Raw genomic sequence first — 14,947 nt, 5'->3', positions numbered from 1 at the left:
CGGTCGGGGAGAGAGTCAAGGGGCGCCGGGCGGCTCCGGCGGATCCGCCGGGACCGGCGCGTACAGCAGGGCGTTGACCGCCGCGGCGGCGACGGCGGAGCCGCCCTTCTCGGAGACGTTGCTGATCTGCGGGAGGCCGCTCGCGCGCAGCTCGGCCTTGGACTCGGCGGCACCGACGAACCCGACGGGCAGGCCGACCACCAGCAGCGGATCCACCCCGAGGGCGATGATCTCCGTGAGCGCGGTCGGGGCGCAGCCCACCACCCACACCGCGCCCGGCCCCACGTCGGCGAACGCCAGCCGGACGGCGGCCGCCGACCGGGTGATGCCGGCGCGCTCCGCGAGGCGGGTGGCGGCGGGGTCGGCGATCCGGCACACCGGACGCCGGGCGGTGATCCCGGACGCGACCATGGCGACGTCGGCGACGATGGGGGCGCCGCCGGCCAGGGCGCGCGCCGCCGCGGCGGCGGTGGACTCGTCGACGACCAGGTCGGCCGCGTAGTCGAGGTCCGCGCTGGCGTGGATGACCCGCTCGGTGACGGCGCGCCGGTAGGGCGTGAGCCGCGAGAGGTCGATCCGGGAGCGCAGGATGCGGTAGGACTCGGCCTCGATCGGGTGGACCCGCCGGTTCACGGCGCACCTCCCGCGGGCCGGCGCGGCGGGCGGCCCGTCTCGACGACGGCGTCCGCCGGGCAGACCTCCACGCACTCCAGGCAGCCGGTGCAGCGGTCGGCGAGGACCACGAGCGGCCGGCCGTGCGGCCGGACGGCGCGCTCAGGACAGGTGAGCAGGCACGCCCCGCAGCCGGTGCAGGCCCGGGTGACGGCGACCGGCGCCACGGTCCAGCCGGCGTCGGACACGATCCGCGAGCCTCCTCCCGACCGGCGCTTCCCGCCCACGGCCCAGCGGCGGGACCGGCAACAGCGTACCGGCGGGCGCTACGCGGGCCCGCGCCGGGCCGCCGGGGACCGGAACACGCAGGCCGCGCGGCAGACGCGAGTGTCGCGCGACGGTGACGGACGGTGACGAGTACTACAACAGGGAGTGACGGAAGCGTTGCCCTCCGGACGCCGCACCGCGGACGGCGGCCCATGATCGGAAAGGCCGGGATGATCGAACAACTTGCGCGCTGGTCGGCGAAGGGCGCGCGGAAGCGCCTCGCTCTGGCGGGCCTCCTCGCGGCGGCGGTCCTCGTCGCGCCCCTGCCCGCGGCGGGCGCCGCGGCGGCGCCGATGATCGTCGGCGGACGGGGCGCCACCGAGGAGTACCCGTTCATGGTGAGCCTGCGCACCGACCAGGGCCGGCACTACTGCGGGGGCACGCTCATCCACCCGGAGTGGGTGCTGACCGCGGCGCACTGCGTGGCGCACGGGAAGGAGGGGTCCACCGCGCGCGTCGGCAGCAACGACCGCACCCTCGGCGGGACCGAGGCACGGGTGGCCCGGATCGTCCTGCACCCGGACTTCACCCCGCCCCCCTTGTGGGCGGTCGACATCGCCCTGGTGCGGCTCGACCGGCCGGTTCCCCAGGAGCCGGCCTCGATCGCCCGCGAGGCGGGCGGGGCGGGCTCCCCCGTGCGCATGCTGGGCTGGGGGATGGCCTGCGAGTCCGGCGACGAGTGCCTGGCGCTGCCGGCGGAGCTGCGGGAACTGGACTCCGAGATCGTCCCCGCCGGCCGGTGCGCCGGCCTCGACGGCGCGACCGAGCTGTGCGTCGAGCATCCGGCCGAGCACGTCCAGGCCTGCGTGTTCGACTCCGGAGGCCCGCTGCTGCAGGCGGGCCCCGGCGGGTGGGAGCTCGTCGGGGCGACCAGCCGCGACGGGGACGCCGATCCGCGCTGCGCCTCCGGTCCGGGGATCTGGACGAACGTCACGGCCTACACCGACTGGATCGGGCACACCGTCGCGGGCTGAGCTCCGCCGCGCGGCGGCCGCCCGGCAGCGGCCGCCGCGACCCCGCGCGCGGAGCACCCACCGCGGAGGGGACGCGCGCCGCGACCCTGGCGCCCGCGAGGCGTCCGTGTTAGTGTCCGCGCAGGTCGGAGCCACTCCGGAGCGGTCGTGAACGGATGGAACCTCCCCGTGCCGCGGCCGCCTCCCCCATTCCTGCGACCGCGAGCGGTCGCCACCACCGCCCTGCTCGGGCGGAGGACCCCGCCACCGGTGTGGGCTTTCCCGGCCGGAAAGGCCACGATCATGGACACCCCTACGAGACAGCGGCACGGCAGGACCCTGCTGTCCGCCCTGACGGCCGCGCTCGGCGCCGGCGCCCTCCTCGTCGCGATGGCCCCCGCCGCCCACGCCGACACGCGGCTGCACGTCATCGGCGGCCAGGACGCCACCGAGCAGTACCCCTTCATGGTGAGCCTGCGCGACAACCAGGGCACGCACGGCTGCGGCGGCGCGCTCATCGACGCGGAGTGGGTGGTCACCGCCGGGCACTGCGCGGCGTTCCGGCATCCGGAGCAGATCACCGCCCGCGTGGGCAGCAACGACCGCACGGCCGGCGGCACCGAGGCGGCGGTCTCCCGGATCGCCCTGCATCCCGGCTTCTCTTCCGGCTCCTCGTGGGCGGCCGACATCGCGCTGCTGAAACTGGACCGGCCGGTCCCCCAGGAGCCGATCTCGATCGGCCCGGAGGCGGGCGGAGCGGGCACCCCCGTCCGCATCCTGGGGTGGGGGATGACCTGCGACGACGCCGAGGAGTGCCCGCCGCCGGCGGACCTCCAGGAGGTGGACTCCGAGCTCGTCCCCGCCGACCGCTGCACGGACGCCGACGCGGGGAGTGAACTATGCGTCGAGCACCCCACGGAGCAGGCGCAGGCCTGCTCCGGCGACTCGGGCGGTCCGCTGGTCCGGGGCGGCCCCGGACGGTGGGAGCTGGTCGGGGCGACCAGCCGCGACGGTGACGACAACGCCGTCTGCGCCACCGGGCCCGGGATATGGACGGACGTCACGGTGTACGCCGACTGGATCGAACGGACGGTCGCGGGCTGAGCGGGGCCGCCCGGCAGCGGCCCGGCCCGCGCGCTGCCCGGTGCCCCAAGGCGCCGGGGGCCCGGGTCGAGACCGCTGCCGGCGCGGGCCCCCGGTCCGCGGGCGCCGGCCTCGCCGCGCTGCCAGCCGCGTGTCGAGGACCGACGACGCCGCCCGGAAGGACGCGTTCCCTCCGGGGGAGGGGGCCGAAGGGCTCGCGGACCTCTCCCGGGCGCTCCGGGAAGCCTCCGGGCGCCGGCGCGCGCTCCGGGCAGGGCCCGCGAGGTGGTGGACCGAGGTGTGCCGCGGTGGCACCGCGTGGCCAGACGCCGGCCGGCTACTCCCTCCAGCGGTACCCGCGCGGGGTGACGAACCGGCCGCCGACGACACGGCTCGCGGAGCTGCCCACGAGCACCACCGTGAACATGTCCACCGCATCTGCCCCGCCGGCCCGCATCTCGGCGAGCGTGCTGAGCACGGTCCGCTCCCCGTCCCGCGACGCGTTGCGGACGTGGCCCACCGGAGTCTCCGGCGGCCGGTGCTCGGCGAGCAGGTCCAGGGCGCGGGCCAGCTGCCAGTCGCGCCTGCGGCTGCGCGGGTTGTACAGGCACACCGTGAAGTCGCCCTCGGCGGCGGCGCGGATCCGCCGCTCGATCGCCTCCCACGGCGTGTGCAGGTCGGACAGGGAGATGTAGGCGTGGTCGTGGCCGAGCGGTGCGCCGAGCAGGCTCGCGGCGGCGACCGCCGCGGTGATGCCGGGCACACCGATGACGTCGATGTCGGAGCCGGCGAAGTCGAGCGCCGGGCTCGCCATCGCGTACACCCCGGCGTCGCCGGAACCGACCAGCGCCACCGCCGCCCCCGCCCGGGCCTCGCGCACGGCGGTGCGGGCCCGCTCCTCCTCGCGGCCGAGGCCGCTGGCCAGCACCCGAGTGCCGGGGCGCAGCAGGTCGCGGATCTGCGCGACGTACTGGTCCAGCCCCACGACGACGGAGGCCCGCCGCAGCTCGTCGAGGGCACGCGGCGGGACGAGGTCCCGGGCGCCCGGGCCGAGCCCGACCACGGCGAGACGGCCGCGCGGGCGCAGCCGGGCCACGGCCGCCGTGGCGTTGGCGGACTTGCGCTTGGGGGCGACGAGTTCCGCCGCGCTCCCCAGGTCGGTGGCGGCCCGCAGCGCGGCGGCCTCGGCGACGCTGGGCGTGCCGACCTCCGCGCGCACCACCTCACTGGGGTTGGGCACGTCCACGGCCGCCAGCTCGGCCGCCGGGTAGCTGAGCAGCGGCCACCCGCGCTCGGCGGCCGCGGCCAGGATGCCGGGCTCGGCGGACTTCAGGTCGAGGGTCGCCATCGCACGCACGGCCTCCCGTGCGAGGCCGGCGCTGGCCAGGGCGGCCTCGACCACCGCGCCGACCTCTTCGGCCGCGACGCCCCTGGCGGATCCCACACCGACGACCAGCGACGGCGGGCGGTACACGACCGTAGGGACGCCTCCCCGCGCCGCCGCGACGTGGTCGGTGACCCTGATCACGGCCGCGGGGTACGGGACGTCCGGCGCGACGTTCTCCGGCAGCGGCGGCAGTGGCCACCCCGCGGCGCCCTCCAGCCGGACCGGGTCGCCGGAGAGCACGGCCGTGCCGACGGAGGCGAGCGGTGCCGGGTCGGCGACGGTGAGACCGAGGTCGGCGCCGTAGGAGTCGAGGGGCGTGGCGGCCGCGGTGTCGCTGGCGGTGGTGACCACGGGCGTGCAGCCGAGCACCGCGGCGACCCGGTGGGCGAGGTCGTTACCGCCATGGTGGCCGCCCAGCACCGCGACGGCGAAGCGCAGCGACTCGTCGACGCAGACGACCGGCGGATCCGTGTGCTTTCCGGCGAGCAGCGGCGCCAGCACCCGCACGGTCGCCCCGACGGCCAGGAAGCTCACCACGGCGGAGTGCCGGGTGAACGCGGCGCGCAGTGCGTCGGCGGGCCGCTCGCCGGAGACGACCTCGGCCTCGCCCGGCCAGGCGGCCACCAGCCGCCGCGCGGCCGCCCGGCCGCTCGCCGTGACCGCGATGACGCCGATCCCGCCCATGCCCGCCCTTCGGTCGCCGGTGCGCCGCGGTCGGCCGTCGGCGCGGCGCCGAGTCTAACGAGGGCGGACGGTTCCGGCCGGCGACGGGGTGCACGGACGGTGACCGTTCCGGGACCGCTGGGGGAATGGGCCCCGAGTCATTGGCAAATTGCCCGGATCGTCGTTTATGGGCAAAATCGGCACATGAAACGTGACCCGGCCGTGAACGGGGCCGTCCCCGCTGGGAACAGGCCTGCGGAGCCGTTCGTCCTCAAATCCGCCCCCGGCAAACGCTGGCCCATCCTGGTCGCCCCGACCGTGGCCGCCGTCCTGGTCTCGCTCGGAGCGGTCAGCAAAGCGCCCTCGCTGCTGCCGTACGGTGTTCCCTTCCTCGCGGTGATGCTGGTCCTGGCCTGGACGAATCTGTTCGTGGCCCGTACCGTCGTCACGGCGGACGAGATCATCATGACCGGTTCCTGCTACCGCATCCGCCGGTCGCGGCGGGGCGCCACGGCGATCGTGCGCGCGATCATGGTCGCGCCACGGGGCCCGAACTTCGAGACGCTGTTCGTGGTGGACGCGAGCGGCAAGGTGCTCGCCCGGTTCTACGGCCATTTCTACGCCCGCGAGGACATCGACCGGCTCATCGCCTACCTCGGGCTCCCCGTGAGTGGTCCCGGAGTACCGGTGACCGGCCAGCAGCTGCACCAGATGTACCCGGGAATCGTGCCCTGGTACGAGCGGAAGCCGATGCAGATCGTCGGGGTGCTGGTGGGCGTCCTAGTGGTACTCGTCGTTATCGTCGGAGTCCTGGGATCGGCCAACGGTTGGTGGTGATCCGGCCGGCCGCGGCGACCCGCCCGCGCCGCTCCTGACGGAGCCGGTGTCGCGGGAGGGTCGCTAGTCGCTGTACCGCGGGAGATCGGAGGTGTCGATCTCGATGCCTTTGAGCGGGCCGGACAGTTCGAGGGTCTCCCCGAACTCGATGTCCTGGTGGGCGCGGTAGGCGTTCTTCGCGGGGTCCCAGTGCAGCCGCACCGTTCCCTTGCGGGGGTCGACGAGCAGGTAGAGGGGGATGCCCCAGGAGGCGTACTCCTCGGGCTTGACGACCGTGTCATTTGTCGGGTTGTTCGGTGATACGACCTCCACCACCATGTCGACGGCGTCGGCCGGGACCAGCCAGCCTTCCTCCTTGCGCACCGGTTCGGGGACCACCACGAGATCAGGGATGCTGTAGTCGTCGCTGTCCGGAGACGCGACGGCGTACATCTGCCGCGCGATCCTGTCCTCCGTCAGCTGCGCGCTGACCTGCTCCTGGATCTGGTGCACGGTGTCGCCGTGTTTGAACGACGGCACGGGCGACATCACGATCGTCCCCCTGATGATCTCAGTACGAAAACCCTTAGGGACGTCGAGATGGTCGACCAGTTCACGCAACCCGGTTCGAGGTTCCTCGGACTGCACGTGGAGGGGCCGTTCTTGCACAGCGGCGGTCATCGACGCTCCTCCCTGCCGAACCGTCATCGTAGGGACCTCCCAGGTCAGGCGTCGGTGTTTCCGCGAATCTCCCTCCACAATCTTCGGTCGCCGGCCGGTATGACCGCAAGCGTCCACGACGCACCGTCCGCTGTGCCCCACGAACGGCCGACCAGCGACGATCCCTGGCGGCTCGCGGCGAAACGTATAGTTCCTGCTGTTTGTCGCGATCACCTGACCAGAGGAGCACCTGGTGGCACCGGAGCCCGACATCGACCTGCGGCACCACGGTGACACCGAGGTCGCCCCCGGGCTGGTGGACTTCGCGGTCAACGTGCGCGCCGGTACACCGCCGAGGTGGCTCGCCGAGCGGATCGCCGCCGCCCTCGGCGACCTCGCCGCCTACCCCGACCCCGGACCGGCACGCGCCGCCGTGGCGGCCCGGCACCGGCGCGACCCCGACCAGGTGCTGCTCACGGCTGGAGCGGCCGAGGCGTTCGTGCTGCTCGCCCGCGTCCTGCGGCCCCGCCGGGCGGTGGTCGTGCACCCGCAGTTCACCGAACCCGAGGCAGCCCTGCGGGCCGCCGGGCACCCGGTCGAGCGCGTGGTGCTGCCGCCGGACTTCGTGCTCGACCCCGCCGCCGTTCCCGCCGACGCCGACCTCGTGATGGTCGGCAACCCCACCAACCCCACCTCGGTCCTGCACCCGGCGGCGACGCTCGCCGCGCTGGCCCGCCCCGGTCGGGTGCTCGTCGTGGACGAGGCGTTCGCGGACTGCGTCCCCGGCGAACCGGAGTCCCTCAGCTCCCGCGCCGACCTCCCCGGGCTCGTGGTGGTCCGCAGCCTGACCAAGACATGGGGCCTCGCCGGTCTGCGCGCCGGCTACCTGCTCGCCGCCCCCGGCCTCGTCCGCGCGCTCGCCGACGCGCAACCGCTCTGGTCGGTGTCCACGCCGGCCCTCGTGGCGACCCGGGAGTGCTCGACACCGCGGGCCGTGGCCGAGGCCGACGCGTGGGCGCGCGGGCTGTCCCGTGAACGCGCCGCGTTCGCCGCCGCCCTGTCCGGCCTGGGCCTGCGGGTCACCCCCAACGCGGCGGCATCGTTCCTGCTCGTACGGGTCCCCGGCGCGCAGCGGCTCCGCACCGAGCTGCGCGCCCGCGGGATCGCCGTCCGCCGAGGTGACACCTTCCCCGGCCTGGGAGCCGACTGGCTCCGCACGGCCGTACGAGACTTCGAGACCAACTCCCAGATGACGCGAACTCTGGCAGAGTTGCTCTGAGTCATGGTGAGGACATCGGTCGCCGCCCGCCCCCGCCGCGCTCCCCGCGCCGGCGCTGGCGGACGACCCCGACGACGAGGGGGAGACGTGCCGGAACCCGGCCGAACGCGACCACACGCGGCCGCGCCTCCCGCCGTGCCCCGGCCGGACGCGCACGTGATCTCCGCCGGGACCCGGCCCCGCCGCACCCGCCGACCACGCTCCGCGACCCCGGAGGTATGCCATGACCGCTGACGACACCACTCCCGACGCCGACCGCACCGACGACACCGGACGCTGGGCCGCCGTGCGCCGGGACCCGCCCGCCGCGCAGGCCGCCCCGCCCCTGGGCGGCCTCCTCGACGACCTTCCCGAGCAGGGGCGCGGCGCCGGCTCCCTCTACCCGCCAACCGAGCCGGCGCGCCGCAACCCTTTCCACGGGACGACGGTGCACCCCGTCCGCGGCAGAGCCGAGGCCGACGTCGGCGACGTGCTGGCGGAGCCCTCGGCCGGCAGCCCCCCGACGCCGCCACTGCGCACCGAGGCCGCCCGACCCGAACCGGACATCGCCGGACCCGCCGCCGACGACGCCCCGGCGTCCGCGGCCCCGGCCGCCGCCCCGGCCGCCGGCCGGACGGAGGCCGCACCGCAGGCTCCGGAGGCCGACGCCGACACCGGTGCGGAACCCAACGTCATCCCGTTCCGGGGCGCGGGCCAGGACCGCGGCGCCGGCCCGGCCGGCACCAGACGTCCGCCGGAGCCGAGCGCCGCGCCGCCGGCCCGGCTCAGAGCGGCGGACGCCACGGCCCCCGCCGCGCCAGGACCATCCGCACCCGAGCCACAGGGCGATTCCTCGACCGTGAACGCACACGCCGCCGCTCCGCTTCCCGAGTCCGACGAGCCCGAGACCGCTGCGCCCCCGCCCGCGGTGGCCCCGCCCGCGCCCGCGGGTCCCGAGACACCGGCCGCCGGCCGGCACGCCTACTCCGAAGCGGCCCGCACCGCCGTCTACCGGGCGATCCAGGACCGCCGCGACGTCCGTGTCGGGTTCCGTGCCGACCCGGTGCCCGACGAGGTCCTGACCCGGGTGCTCTCCGCCGCCCACCAGGCCCCGTCCGTGGGCTTCTCCCAGCCCTGGGACTTCGTCGTCATCCACGATGAGAAGCTCCGGGCGAGTGTGCAGCGGCTCGTCCAGCGCGAGCGCGAGGAGTACGGCCGCGCACTGCCGGGCGCACGCGCCCGCGCGTTCTCGGGGCTGAAGGTCGAGGCGATCCTCGACACCCCGGTCAACGTGGTGGTCACCGTCGACCCGACCCGGGGCGGCCGGCACACGCTCGGCCGGCACGCCCAGCCGCAGACCGCCGGCTACTCGGCCGCGCTCGCCGTGGAGAACATGTGGCTCGCGGCGCGCGCCGAGGGGCTCGGCGTGGGCTGGGTCAGCTTCTTCGCCGAACGCGACCTCGCCCGCGCGCTCGACCTGCCGCCGCACCTGGAGGTCGTCGCCTACCTGTGCGTCGGCTACGTCGACGAGTTCCCGACCGAGCCGGAACTCTCGCTCGGCGGATGGGCCCAGCGGCGCCCGCTGTCCTGGGCGGTGCACCGCGACCAGTACGGCCGCCGCGGGCTGCCGGGCGAGGACCCGACCAGCCTGCTGGAGGAGACGGTCTCGGCGATCAGGCCGCTGAACCAGCGGGCGCTCGGCGAGGCCCGGGAGCGCCAGTCGCGCATGACCACCCCGCCGGGCGCGCTCGGCGTGCTGGAGGACATCGCGGCGCAGCTGGCCGGCCTGGCAGGCGAGGCGCCGCCGCCGCTTCCCGAACCCGCGGCCGTCGCCGTCTTCGCGGGCGACCACGGCGTGCACGCCCAGGGCGTCACCCCGTGGCCGCAGGAGGTCACCGGCCAGATGGTGCGCAACTTCCTGTCCGGCGGCGCGGTCGTCAACGCCTTCGCCAACCAGGTCGGGGCGGAGGTCACGGTGGTCGACGTCGGCGTCGTCGACGACCTCCCCACCGTGCCCGGGCTGCTGCCGCGCAAGATCGCGCGCGGGACGGCCGACTTCACCCGCGGGCCCGCCATGTCCCGCACCCAGGTCGGGTACGCGATCGAGGCCGGGATCGAGGTCGCGCGCGACCTCGTCGCCGCCGGGAACCGGTGCCTGGTGACCGGCGACATGGGGATCGCCAACACGACCCCCTCCGCCGCGCTCGTCGCGGCCTTCACCGGCCGGGAGCCGGCCGAGGTGACCGGCAGGGGCACCGGCGTCGACGACGCCATGCACGAGCACAAGATCGAGGTCGTGCGCCAGGCACTGCGGGCCAACCCCGTCGACCCGGCCGACCCGGTCGGGACGCTCGCCGCGCTGGGCGGGCTGGAGCACGCGGCGCTCACCGGGTTCATCCTCGGCGGCGCCGCGCTGCGGGTCCCCGTGGTGCTGGACGGTGTGATCGCCGGCGCCGCCGCCCTGGCCGCCGCGGCGATCGCCCCGGAGTCGATGAGCGCCTGCGTGGCCGGCCACCGGTCCAGCGAGCCCGGGCACGCGGCGGTCCTAGAGCACCTGGAGCTGCGCCCGCTGGTCGACCTCGAACTCCGGCTCGGCGAGGGCTCGGGCGCGCTGCTCGCGGTGCCGCTGCTCCAGGGCGCGGTGCGGGCGCTGCGCGAGGTCGCCACGTTCGACGGCGCGGGCGTGAGCGAGCGGAAGTGACCGGTCCGGGGGCCGCGGGCCGCCGCCCGCCGCCCCCGATCCGGTGGCCGCGGCGCTCCGCGGATCACGCGGTGCTCGCCGTCCGCGCCCAAGCGTGACCAAAGCGTTAGCGCACCGCCCCGGACGTGCCCGCACGCCGCTTCCCGGGGCCGCGGTCGCGCCCTCTCGGCCGGTCCCGACCGCGGCCACCCGCCGGTCCACCCGGCCTCGGCGGCGGCGCGGCCTCGGCTGATGAAGGGTCCGCCGACCCGCCCCGGCGCGTTTCGGACACGGGTGACCCATGGCACAAGACACGCGATAATCCGCCGTCCCGTAGCCGCGCCCCCCGTTTCACACGGTATTTTTTGGGGCAATGACGGAACCCGCACGCTGTTGATCATGCCGCCGCGAACCGGGCGGCGTGGACGCGTACCCTCGGGAGCACCACACGCCAAGCCGGCCCGGCGACGACGGCGGGCGCCGGTGTGCGGCGGAGCGCCAGCGGGCCCCGACGCACAGTCACATTCGGGATCGGGAGGGCTGTCTCGGTGACGTATCTTCTTGGGTTGCGCCTGGAGGGACGCGACGTCCTGGTCGTCGGGGGTGGTCGGGTCGCCCAGCGGAGGGTGCCCGTTCTCCTCGACGCGGGCGCGCGCGTCACCCTGGTGGCGCCCGAGATCACCGCCGCCCTCGACGACCTCGCCGCGGCCGGCCGCCTCACCTGGCGCCGCCGCGGTTACCGTGCCGGGGACGTGCGCTCCGGTGAACTCGGCGACTTCTGGCTCGTGCACGCCGCCACCGACCGGCCCGACGTCAACGCGGCGGTCGCCGAGGAGGCCGAGGACGCGCGGATCTGGTGCGTGCGGGCCGACGACCGGCACGCCTCCGCCGCCTGGACCCCGGCCAGCGGCAGCGCCGCGGGGGTCACCGTGGGCGTGCTCGCCGACGGCGATCCGCGCCGGGCGGCCGGCCTGCGCGACGCCATCACCAGCGGCCTGGCCGAGGGGGCGCTGGACGCCCGGCGGGGCCGGGAGCCGCTCCGCGGCGTCGCCCTGGTGGGCGGCGGCCCCGGTGACCCGGGGCTCATCACCGTGCGCGGGCGCCAGTTACTGTCCCAGGCCGACGTGGTCGTCGTCGACCGCCTCGCCCCCGCGTCGCTGCTCGACCAGCTGCCCGCCGACGTCGAGATCGTGGACGCCGCCAAGATCCCCTACGGGCGGTCGATGACCCAGGAGGAGATCAACCGGGTCCTCGTCGAGCGCGCGCGGGCCGGCCGGTTCGTCGTCCGCCTCAAGGGGGGCGACTCGTTCGTGTTCGGGCGCGGCGCGGAGGAGATCGCGGCCTGCGCCGCGGCCGGCGTCCCGGTCACCGTCGTCCCCGGCGTGACCAGCGCGCTGGCCGGCCCCGCCGCCGCCGGCATCCCGGCCACCCACCGCGGCGTGGCGCAGGACGTGCACATCGTCTCGGCGCACGTCGCCCCCGGCGATGAGCGCTCGACCGTCGACTGGGCCGCGCTGGCCCGCTCCCGCGGCACCATCGTCGCGCTCATGGGCGTGGAGCGCATCGACCGCATCGCCCGGGCCCTGATCGACGGCGGGAAGGCGCCCGACACCCCGGTCGCCGTCGTCCAGGAGGCCACGCTGCCCACCCAGCGGACGGTCACCGCGACGCTGGAGACCGTGCACCGGGCGGTGGCCGAGGCCGGCGTCCGGCCTCCGGCCGTCGTGGTGATCGGAGAAGTGGTCGCCGTGGCCCGGGACCTTGACATACTGCACGAGGGTCGGTACGACGCCTTCCCGGCGCTTCCGGCCGACCGTTCCGCGGCGACCACGGCCGCGACCACGAGTGATACGGCCTCCAGAGGGAATCGGGTTCCGTGACCGCGAAGACCGACGAGAAGGGCGGTACCGCCATGACTCGGCCGCCTGCTGTGCCAGCGACGACGGAGCAGGTCGGATCCACATCGGACAACGCCACTGAGCCCCCCGAGGTCGCCGCGCCCGCGGTCGAGGCGCCTCCGGCGTCGAGGAGGCAGCCCGAGCCCGCCGGCCGGTCGGCCGCCCTCCCGGACGCACCCCCCGCCGCGCCCCGGCCGGTGGGAGCCCGCAGCCGCGCCAAGCACCGGGGCCCGGTGGCCAGCGACGCGCAGCTGGAACGCCGCCTGGAGGAGATGCGCACCCGGGTCCGGGGTATCGAGTTCGCCCCCGGGCTCCCCGGTGCGAGCGAGGGCGAGACCGCGCGCGCCGACGTCCTCGACCAGCTCAACGACTACCTCCTGCCGCGGGTGCGCAACGCCGACACGCCGCTGCTCATCGCCGTCGCCGGGTCCACGGGCGCCGGCAAGTCCACGCTGGTCAACAGCCTGGTCGGCGAGCAGGTCACTACCACGGGCGTGCGGCGGCCGACCACCAACAGCCCGGTCCTCGCCTGCAACCCCGCCGACGTCCACTGGTTCAGCGAGGCGGCCTTCCTGCCCAGCCTGCCGCGCGTGCGCCAGGAGGGGCTCGCCATGCCCGGCAAGGACGGGATGCTGGTGCTGGCCGCCAGCGAGTGCATGCCGGAGGGCGTCGCCCTGCTCGACACCCCCGACGTCGACTCGGCCGTCTCGGCGCACCACGAGTTCGCCGCCAAGTTCCTCGACGCCGCCGACCTCTGGGTGTTCGTCACCACCAGCCGGCGCTACGCCGACGCCCGGGTCTGGGAGTTCCTCCAGGTGGCGCGCGACCGCGACACCTCGCTGGCCGTCGTGCTCTCCCGGGTCCCGCGCCGGGGGCGGGAGCAGCTGACCGCCCACTTCGGCGCCATGCTCGCCGCCAACGGCCTCGGCCACGCGGCGCGGTTCACGATCCCCGAGACCGACCAGATCGCCGGCGGCCGGTTCACCGCCAACACCGCCGACCAGATCCGCTCCTACCTCGCGGACGTCGCCGGCGACCTCGCCAAGCGCGACCTCGTCTCGCGGCGCACGTTCGTGGGCGTGCTGGACAGCTTCCGCACCCGCGTCCCCGAGCTCGCCCGGCAGGTCGAGGTGCAGGCCGAGGCGGCCAGAACGCTGGCCGCCGCCGCGGAGCGCGCGTACTCGGCCGGGCTCGCCGACATCGACGAGGCCACCCGCAACGGCTCGCTGCTGCGCGGCAAGGTGCTCGCCCGCTGGCAGGACGTCGCCGCCAGCGGCGAACTCGGCCGCTCGCTGCGGGTCCGCGGCAGGCGCAAGGCGAAGCCCGAGGGGATGGGGTCGCGGGCGCAGGCCCTGGAGAAGGCGATCCGCGACGCCGTGGAGGCGCTCGTCGTCTCCACCGCCGAGCGCGCCGCCGAGGACGCCGTGGAGCGCTGGGGCGAGATCCCGGGCGCGCGGGAGCTCGCCGAGTCGCACGGGCTCACCACGCTGCCCGAGGACCTGCCGCGCCAGGCGCGCGCCGCCGTCGCCGAGTGGCAGCGCCGGGTGGTGGGGCTCATCGCCTCCGACGGCGTCACCAAGCGCTCGGTCGCCCGCTTCGTGACCTATGACGAAGAGGCGTTCGCACTCGTCCTCATCATCGGCCTGCTAGGGTTCGGAACCTCTGAGGTGGCGGTCTCGGGAGGCGACAGCGCCGCGCCGCAGCGCTTGCTCAAAGCCGTCTTCGGCGCCGAGTCCCTGCGCAACATCGGGGCGACGGCGCGCCAGGACCTCCACGACCGCATCAGTGCGCTCTTCGAGGGGGAGCAGCGGCGCTTCGCCGACGCGTTGGCCGCCGCGCGCATCCCCGGTGACGATGACGCCGCCCAGCTCCATCAAGCGACGAACAACCTTGAGATTGCGCGATGACCACTCACCGGAACTCCGCTCGCTCCGACGACGAATTGGAGGTGGCGGAGAACCAGGGGGAGACCGTGGAACCCGCCGCGAAAGGCCAGGCCCCTGATCCGGCCACCGGCGACGCAACCGCCGCCGAGGACGGCGACGCCCGGCGGGCGGCCCGGTCCGCGGTCGGCGGCGAGGCCGCCCCCGACACCGCCGATAAGGAGGGGCGGTCCGCCGACCCGGGCACTGACCGGCCACTCGAACCGACCCCGGCCTGGCTGTCCCGTGACCCGGACGCCTCCGCCGGCGTCGACGTCGAGTGGTACGGCCGCGTGTACGACCAGGCCGCCCCGGGACGGGCCGCCGCGGAACCGGGCGACCTGCTGGACCCCGAGTCCGACCCCTTCCCCTTCCTCCGCCGAGCCGTGGACCGCGCCAGCGAGACGCACGCCGCGGGCCGGCACGGTGGCGCGGCGGCCGCCGGCTCGGAGACCGCCGCCGGCCAGCGGCCCGGGGAGTCCCCGGCGCCGCACTCCGGAGCCGACCCGTCGGCCGGGGCGCGGCCGGGCACGCCGCCCCGGACGGACCCGCCGGAGGCCGGATGGCTGCGGCCCACCCCGCATGGCGGGACCGCCTGGGCGGCCGACGGGCCGAGCGGCGGTGACGCCCTCGACCCCCTCCGCCCGGACGGCGACACCACCGGTCCGGAGCCGGCTCCCCGCGACCC

11 protein-coding genes and 1 pseudogene are annotated in these 14,947 nt (G+C 75.9%); 8 read left to right on the top strand and 4 right to left on the bottom strand.

Annotated features, from left to right (window positions below; translation table 11 throughout):
• Positions 1-15: 15 nt before the first annotated feature.
• Together DEF28_RS21150 and DEF28_RS21145 are read right to left on the bottom strand one after the other, a co-directional pair.
• On the bottom strand, positions 16-633 hold the full coding sequence (locus DEF28_RS21150; RefSeq protein WP_114433314.1) for a precorrin-8X methylmutase: 618 nt from the start codon (positions 631-633) through the stop codon (positions 16-18).
• Positions 630-860 (bottom strand): 4Fe-4S dicluster domain-containing protein, encoded by a 231-nt coding sequence (locus DEF28_RS21145; RefSeq protein WP_233515452.1) that lies wholly within the window; start codon positions 858-860, stop codon positions 630-632. The genes DEF28_RS21150 and DEF28_RS21145 overlap by 4 nt, the downstream gene beginning before the upstream one ends.
• 249 nt (positions 861-1,109) lie before the next feature.
• On the opposite strand from DEF28_RS21145, the gene DEF28_RS21140 reads away from it, so the two are divergent.
• A complete protein-coding gene (locus DEF28_RS21140; RefSeq protein ID WP_114400685.1) occupies positions 1,110-1,913 on the top strand; it encodes a S1 family peptidase in 804 nt (267 codons plus the stop codon).
• A 282-nt stretch (positions 1,914-2,195) separates the two neighbouring features.
• Entirely contained in the window at positions 2,196-2,996 is an 801-nt protein-coding gene (locus tag DEF28_RS21135; protein ID WP_114400686.1) for a S1 family peptidase, read from the top strand.
• Between the two features lie 316 nt (positions 2,997-3,312).
• On the opposite strand, the gene cobJ is transcribed toward DEF28_RS21135, so the two are convergent.
• Entirely contained in the window at positions 3,313-5,046 is a 1,734-nt protein-coding gene (cobJ, locus tag DEF28_RS21130) for a precorrin-3B C(17)-methyltransferase (protein ID WP_114433313.1), read from the bottom strand.
• A 183-nt stretch (positions 5,047-5,229) separates the two neighbouring features.
• Between cobJ and DEF28_RS21125 the strand changes: the two genes are divergently transcribed.
• Positions 5,230-5,862, top strand: coding sequence for a hypothetical protein (locus DEF28_RS21125; protein ID WP_114433312.1), 633 nt, complete (start codon positions 5,230-5,232; stop codon positions 5,860-5,862).
• 63 nt (positions 5,863-5,925) lie between these two features.
• Here DEF28_RS21125 and DEF28_RS21120 read toward each other — a convergent pair whose 3' ends face one another.
• Positions 5,926-6,522: a Uma2 family endonuclease gene (locus DEF28_RS21120; protein ID WP_158562890.1), complete on the bottom strand. Its 597-nt coding sequence runs from the start codon at positions 6,520-6,522 to the stop codon at positions 5,926-5,928.
• A gap of 232 nt (positions 6,523-6,754) precedes the next feature.
• Between DEF28_RS21120 and cobC the strand changes: the two genes are divergently transcribed.
• The 5 genes and pseudogenes from cobC to DEF28_RS21095 all read left to right on the top strand — a co-directional run.
• Complete coding sequence (gene cobC / locus DEF28_RS21115; RefSeq protein WP_233515451.1) at positions 6,755-7,780, top strand: Rv2231c family pyridoxal phosphate-dependent protein CobC; 1,026 nt, start codon at positions 6,755-6,757, stop codon at positions 7,778-7,780.
• A 223-nt stretch (positions 7,781-8,003) separates the two neighbouring features.
• Positions 8,004-10,460: a nicotinate-nucleotide--dimethylbenzimidazole phosphoribosyltransferase gene (cobT, locus tag DEF28_RS21110; RefSeq protein ID WP_114400203.1), complete on the top strand. Its 2,457-nt coding sequence runs from the start codon at positions 8,004-8,006 to the stop codon at positions 10,458-10,460.
• A 527-nt stretch (positions 10,461-10,987) separates the two neighbouring features.
• Positions 10,988-12,319: a uroporphyrinogen-III C-methyltransferase gene (gene cobA, locus DEF28_RS21105; RefSeq protein ID WP_114400204.1), complete on the top strand. Its 1,332-nt coding sequence runs from the start codon at positions 10,988-10,990 to the stop codon at positions 12,317-12,319.
• Between the two features lie 32 nt (positions 12,320-12,351).
• Positions 12,352-14,244 (top strand): dynamin family protein, encoded by a 1,893-nt coding sequence (locus DEF28_RS21100; RefSeq protein WP_114400206.1) that lies wholly within the window; start codon positions 12,352-12,354, stop codon positions 14,242-14,244.
• Positions 14,241-14,947, top strand: a pseudogene (locus DEF28_RS21095) (hypothetical protein); the annotation flags it as partial. The gene DEF28_RS21100 and the pseudogene DEF28_RS21095, both read left to right, overlap by 4 nt.

The sequence above is a fragment of the Marinitenerispora sediminis genome, from assembly GCF_003336425.1.
GTDB lineage: Bacteria > Actinomycetota > Actinomycetes > Streptosporangiales > Streptosporangiaceae > Marinitenerispora > Marinitenerispora sediminis.
The sequence above is the reverse complement of the archived record's forward strand: the minus strand, read 5'-3'. Positions and strand labels throughout refer to the sequence as shown.